Source organism: Chryseobacterium cucumeris (assembly GCF_001593385.1).
GTDB lineage: Bacteria > Bacteroidota > Bacteroidia > Flavobacteriales > Weeksellaceae > Chryseobacterium > Chryseobacterium cucumeris.
The window spans coordinates 420,638-427,329 of sequence record NZ_LUVZ01000043.1; the positions used below are offsets into that span (position 1 = coordinate 420,638).

Annotated in this window: 6 protein-coding genes; 2 read left to right on the forward strand and 4 right to left on the reverse strand. The window is 33.9% G+C overall.

The features are described from left to right. Positions 1–99: 99 nt before the first annotated feature. The 3 genes from A1704_RS19245 to A1704_RS19255 are packed head-to-tail and all read right to left on the reverse strand — an operon-like array spanning position 100 to position 2,828. A complete protein-coding gene (locus tag A1704_RS19245) occupies positions 100–843 on the reverse strand; it encodes a hypothetical protein (RefSeq protein ID WP_062675638.1) in 744 nt (247 codons plus the stop codon). A 10-nt stretch (positions 844–853) separates the two neighbouring features. Then, positions 854–1,936, reverse strand: coding sequence for a putative type IX sorting system protein PorV2 (locus tag A1704_RS19250; RefSeq protein WP_034693290.1), 1,083 nt, complete (start codon positions 1,934–1,936; stop codon positions 854–856). Between the two features lie 13 nt (positions 1,937–1,949). Then, positions 1,950–2,828, reverse strand: a complete 879-nt coding sequence (locus A1704_RS19255) for a DMT family transporter (RefSeq protein WP_062675639.1) — start codon at positions 2,826–2,828, stop codon at positions 1,950–1,952. A 383-nt stretch (positions 2,829–3,211) separates the two neighbouring features. On the opposite strand from A1704_RS19255, the gene A1704_RS19260 reads away from it, so the two are divergent. Further along, positions 3,212–4,840, forward strand: coding sequence for an acyl-CoA carboxylase subunit beta (locus A1704_RS19260; RefSeq protein ID WP_062675640.1), 1,629 nt, complete (start codon positions 3,212–3,214; stop codon positions 4,838–4,840). 81 nt (positions 4,841–4,921) lie between these two features. Here the strand turns inward: A1704_RS19260 and A1704_RS19265 are convergent, their stop codons facing one another. After that, positions 4,922–5,119, reverse strand: coding sequence for a hypothetical protein (locus A1704_RS19265; protein WP_062675641.1), 198 nt, complete (start codon positions 5,117–5,119; stop codon positions 4,922–4,924). A 540-nt stretch (positions 5,120–5,659) separates the two neighbouring features. On the opposite strand from A1704_RS19265, the gene A1704_RS19270 reads away from it, so the two are divergent. Continuing rightward, positions 5,660–5,950 carry a hypothetical protein gene (locus A1704_RS19270; protein WP_062675642.1) on the forward strand — a complete coding sequence of 97 codons (291 nt, stop codon included), beginning with the start codon at positions 5,660–5,662 and terminating at the stop codon, positions 5,948–5,950. The last annotated feature ends 742 nt before the right edge of the window (positions 5,951–6,692 follow it).

Here is a 6,692-nt window from a genome sequence, read left to right on the forward strand (position 1 = left end):
CACATTTATAAGATAGTATTAAAAAAAGTAAAAAACACATCAACATATATATTACAAAAGGCTCTTTTTCAAGAGCCTTTTGTACTTATATTTTATTAATTACTTTGCTGTAAAAACTTCTTTGGAGTATCTTCCATCCGTCTGTGGAATATCTATCACAATATTTCCGTTTTCAAAATATCCGATGGTAGTATTTCCATCAGACATTTTTACAAGGAAGACAGAGTTCTTTGAAGTTGCTTTGAAAACAGCAAAAGGTACAGAGCTACCAGACTTGGCTAAAATAAACTGGCTAGGATCAATCTGTATCTTCTGAAGATCCAGTTTCCCGTTCGAATAATTACTCGCCTCCGGAGTTGTTGTAGAGACTACAGATGCCACAGAGTCAGGAGATGTATGCTGAGTACTATTATTAGATGCAGGTAATAACGCAACGGGATTGGAAGCCGGTACTTTTATCAAAGCCTGCTTCAATGCTTCATCAAGTCCTTCTTCAAATTCTTTAATATTTGAACTCCCTTTAGATTCAAGTATCAAATTGTTATTACAATCTTTAAATTGTAATATCAGTTTATTTTTAAATATACTTTTATCATTGAGAACATCTGCCATAACCACATTACAATAATTGGTTTTAGCTTCAGATGGCCAGTTATCTTTAATGATAGGAAGAATTATATATTTTCTTTCTGTCAGAGCTTTAACAAAAGAGTTTTTTAATCCGTAATCTCCGTTGAAAGTCTGAAATTTTTCGGGAACTGCAACATATTTATAATCTGAAACCTTTTGTGCGAAAGCTATTGTTGAACAAACAGCCATAGCCAATATTGATAACTTTTTCATTTTTATAATTTTAATCGTTTCTAAATGCTCCCATATCCAGTTTTAATGAGAAGAAATTGGAATAGAAATTAGATCCGCCAATCCCTGAATTCGTAATTGCATAATCCAGTGTAAGGCCTCTATATCTGATCCCAAGACCTGCACTCGGCTGGAAAGAAACTTTTCTCTTAAGGTCTTCTATATCTGTAATAGACTGGAATCTGTTGATCCCCAATCTCACAAAAATCATTTTCTGATATCCCAGTTCAGCTCCCGCATACGGACTGATACTGGCAAAATCTGTTGAAATTAATGATGCTGTTTTAGCAAAATCAACATTAATACCTGCTTCCGGTAATACATACACACTGCTATTGATTTCGAATAATTTGCTGGCACCTACATTCAGCTTAGGCATTGTAAGTTCAAGTTTATCCTTAGGAGCTGGGTTAAATTCTTCCCCGTTTACAACAGTAGAAAGTTCTTTCTGATTAATCGTCCAGAAGTTTACCGTAGTCGTAATATCTCTCACCATTCCTCCGAATTTCCATCCGTTATCTGCCTTATAAATTGCTCCCACATCGAAACCAAAACCATAACCATTTGCAAATTTACCTACATTTCTATAAACAATTTTAGCATTCACCCCCACATCTAATTTTGGATTTCCTCCAGGTCTGAAAGCGTAAGAAAGAATAGCAGCATAATCGGATTGGGAAAACTTGGTAATTTTATCATAATCGATATTCCCTTCAGAATCGATCATTTGGGTAGTATTTAAAATATTGTCTACTCCAAGCCTTACTACCGAAACGCCAAAAACACCTTCTTCAAGTACTTTTGCATAGGCCAGATAGTCATATTTTGCGATGGATTCAAAGTATTCTGCGTGCATTGCTGCCCCTTGCCAATCTCTTTCAACAGACATTAGACCTGCAGGGTTCCACATTGGGGAATATACGTCATCCTGGTTGGTAATTACTGCTCCTCCCATAGCAAGTCCTCTTGCTCCGGCACCGATATTTAAGAATTCATTGGAATATTTCCTGATAATCTGAGATTGAGAAAGCCCAAACAGCAGTGAAAATGCAAGTAAAAAATATTTTTTCATCATATAAATTTGATGCTTAGTTTAAGTTTTTAGTTTTTCTGGCTTTTATTAATCCATTTGCAATGATTGCCAGTATCATAACACCCGAAGCGACATAAAATATAGGGCTCATATGTTCTGATTCCCCAAAGATAAAAAAAGCTAGTATAATTCCGTAAACAGGTTCTAAATTAACTGTTAAAATTAAAGTAAAAGGTGATATATATTTCATTAAATTCACCGATTCCAGCATTGGAAAAGCAGTGAAAACACTGGCTAACAAGCATATTAACGCCAGATCCCTGTAGTTTATTTCATTCATTTGAAAAATTTGCCCTGAAAACAAATAAATTAACATTAAAATAAACCAACCACAGAAGATTTCATAAAAAATAATGTTCCCCGAACTTGTTTTCCCAAACATTTTACCATTAAAAACAGAAAAAACAGTTCCGAATATGGCACACAGAATTCCATAAATAATACCTTCTTTAAAATGAAATTCTGTTTTAAAGATCAATAGTATACAGGCCACAATAACAGTTCCCATGATCACTTCGGATACATCAATTTTCCTTTTGAAAATAATAGGCTCCAGAATTGAGGCAAAAAGAGTAGATAACGAAAGACAACTTAGCGCAATAGAAACATTGGAAACTTTAATAGAATAAAAAAAGCAATACCAATGGAGTGCCATGGCAAAACCTATTGCTGCCAGCTGAAAAAATATTTTTCTGGAAACCTTTATGCTCTCCTTTTTAAAAATCCTGATAAATACATACAAAAAAATAGAGGCAAACAACATTCTGTAAAAAACCAGAATCTGTGCATTGGCCTGAATCAATTTTCCCAGAATTGCAGTGAACCCCCATAAAAAAACTATTAAATGCAATCTGAAAAGTGCCAATTTATGCATAACCTATCCTCTTTTTATTTTAACCCTGCAAATTTACAAATCACAAACCCAAATATTGATAAAAAGACGGCTTTAATCTAAAAAAAGTTAACAAAATTTAAAATAAAGGTTAAACCATAAAAAAACCCTGAAAATTTATTAAACTTTCAGGGCCTTCAAATAATAAACTATTAAAAAAATAAACTAGGAACAGAGTAATTTTCAGAGGTTATCACCCTCCATTACTCTTATGTAAAGTTAGAAAAAATATAAATTATTTGAAAATATTTTTTAGTTAAAAATTTCACAAATTACTAAAAACCAAATAATTAAACATCTGTTTTACTTCCAATTCGTATTCCTCATAAAAATAGTATCTTTAAGCGTAAAAAATTGAAAATTTTATGGACATCGAATTCAATAAACGAGAAGATCAGAACAGATTAAAATTATCTGAAATTAATCGCTTACTCACTGAAATTAAAAAAGGCGGTGGTGAGAAGAGGCTTCAAAAGCTTCGTGATGAAGGAAAAATGACAGCAAGAGAAAGAATAGATTATCTTCTCGATAAAAATTCAGATTCCATAGAAGTAGGAGCATTTGCAGGATACGAGATGTATCAGGAGCATGGAGGATGTCCTAGTGGAGGTGTTGTAGTAGTTATTGGCTACGTTTCCGGAAGACAGTGTATTATAGTTGCTAATGATGCCTCTGTAAAAGCTGGTGCATGGTTTCCTATCACAGGAAAGAAAAACCTGAGAGCTCAGGAAATTGCTATGGAAAACAAACTTCCTATTATTTATCTGGTAGACTCTGCAGGTGTTTACCTTCCTATGCAGGATGAGATCTTCCCGGATAAAGAACATTTTGGACGAATTTTCAGAAATAATGCTAAAATGAGTTCTATGGGAATCATCCAGATCTCTGCCGTTATGGGGAGTTGTGTAGCTGGAGGAGCTTATCTTCCCATTATGAGTGACGAGGCGATGATTGTGGATAAAACAGGTTCTATTTTCCTTGCCGGAAGCTATCTTGTAAAAGCAGCTATCGGAGAAAGTATTGATAACGAAACATTAGGTGGAGCTACCACTCATTGCTCTATTTCAGGAGTAACAGATTATAAAGCGAAAGATGATAAAGATGCTTTGAATAGAATCAAAAATATCATGAAATCTATTGGAAGTAGTGAAAAAGCAGGCTTTGACAGAATAGAAAGCTTTCCACCAAAAGAAAACCCGGAAAATATTTTCGGAATTATGCCGGTTTCAAGAGCTGAACAATATGATACTTATGAAATTATCAAGTGTATTGTGGATAACTCCGAATATGAAGAATATAAACCAGACTATGGTAAAAGTATTATCTGTGCAACGGCAAGAGTTGATGGCTGGTCTGTAGGAATTGTAGCCAATCAGCGAAAGCTCGTTAAAAGTGGGAAAGGAGAAATGCAGTTTGGAGGAGTAATCTACTCTGATTCTGCTGATAAAGCGACCCGATTTATTGCTAATTGTAATCAAAGAAAGATACCTTTAATTTTCTTACAGGATGTTACAGGATTTATGGTAGGCTCCAAATCAGAACATGGAGGAATTATCAAAGACGGAGCTAAAATGGTAAATGCAGTTTCCAATTCTGTTGTTCCTAAGTTCACGATTATTACGGGTAACTCTTATGGGGCGGGTAATTATGCAATGTGTGGAAAAGCTTATGATCCAAGATTAATTGTTGCATGGCCTTGGGCTGACTTAGCGGTAATGGGAGGAGCACAAGCTGCAAAAGTACTGGCTCAGATTCAGGAATCAACATTGAAAAAACAAGGAAAAGAAATTTCGGAAGAAGAACACAATGAAATTCTGAATACCATTTCTAAGAAATATCAGAAACAAACAGAATCTACTTACGCAGCTGCAAGATTATGGACAGATGCCATTATCAATCCTGCAGATACCAGAAAATGGATTTCTATGGGAATTGAAGCAGCTAATCATGCCCCTATCACTGAGAAATTCAACTTAGGTGTAATACAAGTCTGATAACAATTTATAATACAAAAGGGCTATCTCAGGATTTTGAGATAGCCCTTCTTTATTTATACTTTTAAAATGGGAAGTATTTTACTTACCATATTCTTCTTTACAAAATTCAATGGGCCCACCAAGTTTCATACAGCATTGATACTTAGTCATACAAATTCCATTTGGCCAGCCTGGAGGATAGCACATTCCAAATGCAGGATCATCAGGACATGTAGGTCCTCCACTTCCTTGTAATGATTTTAAACTCTCTCTTGAAATCTTCATTAGATTTTTCATAGTTATTTTAGTTTTAATTGTGTCCTACTCTATTTAAGCTTTTCGGATAACGCTTCTCTAAAATACTATTTATTCTATACATAGTGAAATTTAAATAAAAATTTTAATAATTAATCATTACTTAGTAGCTATTGCAGATTACTTAATGGTGATGTTATGGATTATGCTTGGTTAAGTATCAAGAAAAAAATTGTCACATTGGAAGTGATTTGTTATGGATAATATAAATTGTTAATAAAGAGATGTTACAACCATAGATTTACCAGATAAAAAAGCATATCTCAAATAAAAAATAGTAAAAAAATAAAATTCATGAACGATAACCTATAATCAATATTTTATCTTTTCAATATTACCATTAACAGAATATTATACGCTAAAATTCGGATTAAACGACAAAACAAATCTATTAACAATTGTAAATCAACACTTTACATGTATTATTTATCATAAAGTATCATATTTTTTTTTAATATTGCAGGAGTAAGCAAATGATGAACAAAATGAAACAATTAAGTAAAGGGTTACCCGTGGCCGCCAGTGATTTTTGTTTTTCTACTCAGTACAAATCAAATAAACGCTCAAAAAATACAGAAAGATTCAGCAAAGAATAAGGAAATCGATGAAGTTGTATCAACTGTTCTTAAGCTGGAAAATCCATTTAGTGAAGCTGGAGTTTTTTTGATAATGCTAAGAAGAATAGCTACCCCTTCAAAAGATAATCTGAATTATCAAAATCAGAAGAATGCACTTGACCAGATGAAGCAAGATCCTGAATTTGGGACCAGTGAAAGTGATATACAAGGTCGTATTTGGCGGGATAAGAAATAAATTCCCCCTTCACTAGAGGTTCTTGTCGTATTAAGGGTCTAAGTTGCCATATCTCACAATCTTCATACTTTTAGGCTCTTGGATCCTTATACGACGATAATGTCTTAGTTCAGTGATGAATGGACTAAAATGTGATTAGTGAATGAACAATGATAATGGATAAGTAATCAGTGTCAAGAAATTAGGGTTACGAGTTATTGAAATTAACTTAACAGTTGCAAGTGTAAGGATGCACCTTTATTCCAATTATTTCATTCCTCAGGAATCCAGACTTATTTATTAGAGGTTTAAAGGATGTAAGATAACAGGATAATATCTACATTTTTTTTAGCCTTTAGTATTAGCATTGTCATGCTGAGCGGAGTCGAAGCATTTTAATGAAGAATACTTTATTTAGACTCCTTTGGAGTAACAGCCTGGGAAGAATAAATAGTATTGAATAAAAACCCATCGTTTGATAAAGAATAGAAAAACAGAGGGCTAGGAAACAGGAAGCTTGAAGCTGGAGGAAGGAAGATAACAGCAATTGGTCATCTTAACTGATTACCTATTGCTCATTGCTTATGTCTCTGTTTGGTTTTTAGTTTTGAGGGTTGTGTTGTTGGTGTAGGTGTAGGTATATAACAAAAAAACCTTTATCGTAAAGATAAAGGTTTTTTAAAAATAAAATAAAAACTGGCGGCGGCCTACTCTCCCGCGTTAGCAGTACCATCGGCGCTGGTGGGCTTAACTTCTGTGTTCG

Bases quoted from the DNA above. Each gene is read 5' to 3' on its own strand.
- A1704_RS19245 (WP_062675638.1), bottom strand. From the start codon at position 843: ATGAAAAAGTTATCAATATTGGCTATGGCTGTTTGTTCAACAATAGCT.
- A1704_RS19250 (WP_034693290.1), bottom strand. From the start codon at position 1,936: ATGATGAAAAAATATTTTTTACTTGCATTTTCACTGCTGTTTGGGCTT.
- A1704_RS19255 (WP_062675639.1), bottom strand. From the start codon at position 2,828: ATGCATAAATTGGCACTTTTCAGATTGCATTTAATAGTTTTTTTATGG.
- A1704_RS19260 (WP_062675640.1), top strand. From the start codon at position 3,212: ATGGACATCGAATTCAATAAACGAGAAGATCAGAACAGATTAAAATTA.
- A1704_RS19265 (WP_062675641.1), bottom strand. From the start codon at position 5,119: ATGAAAAATCTAATGAAGATTTCAAGAGAGAGTTTAAAATCATTACAA.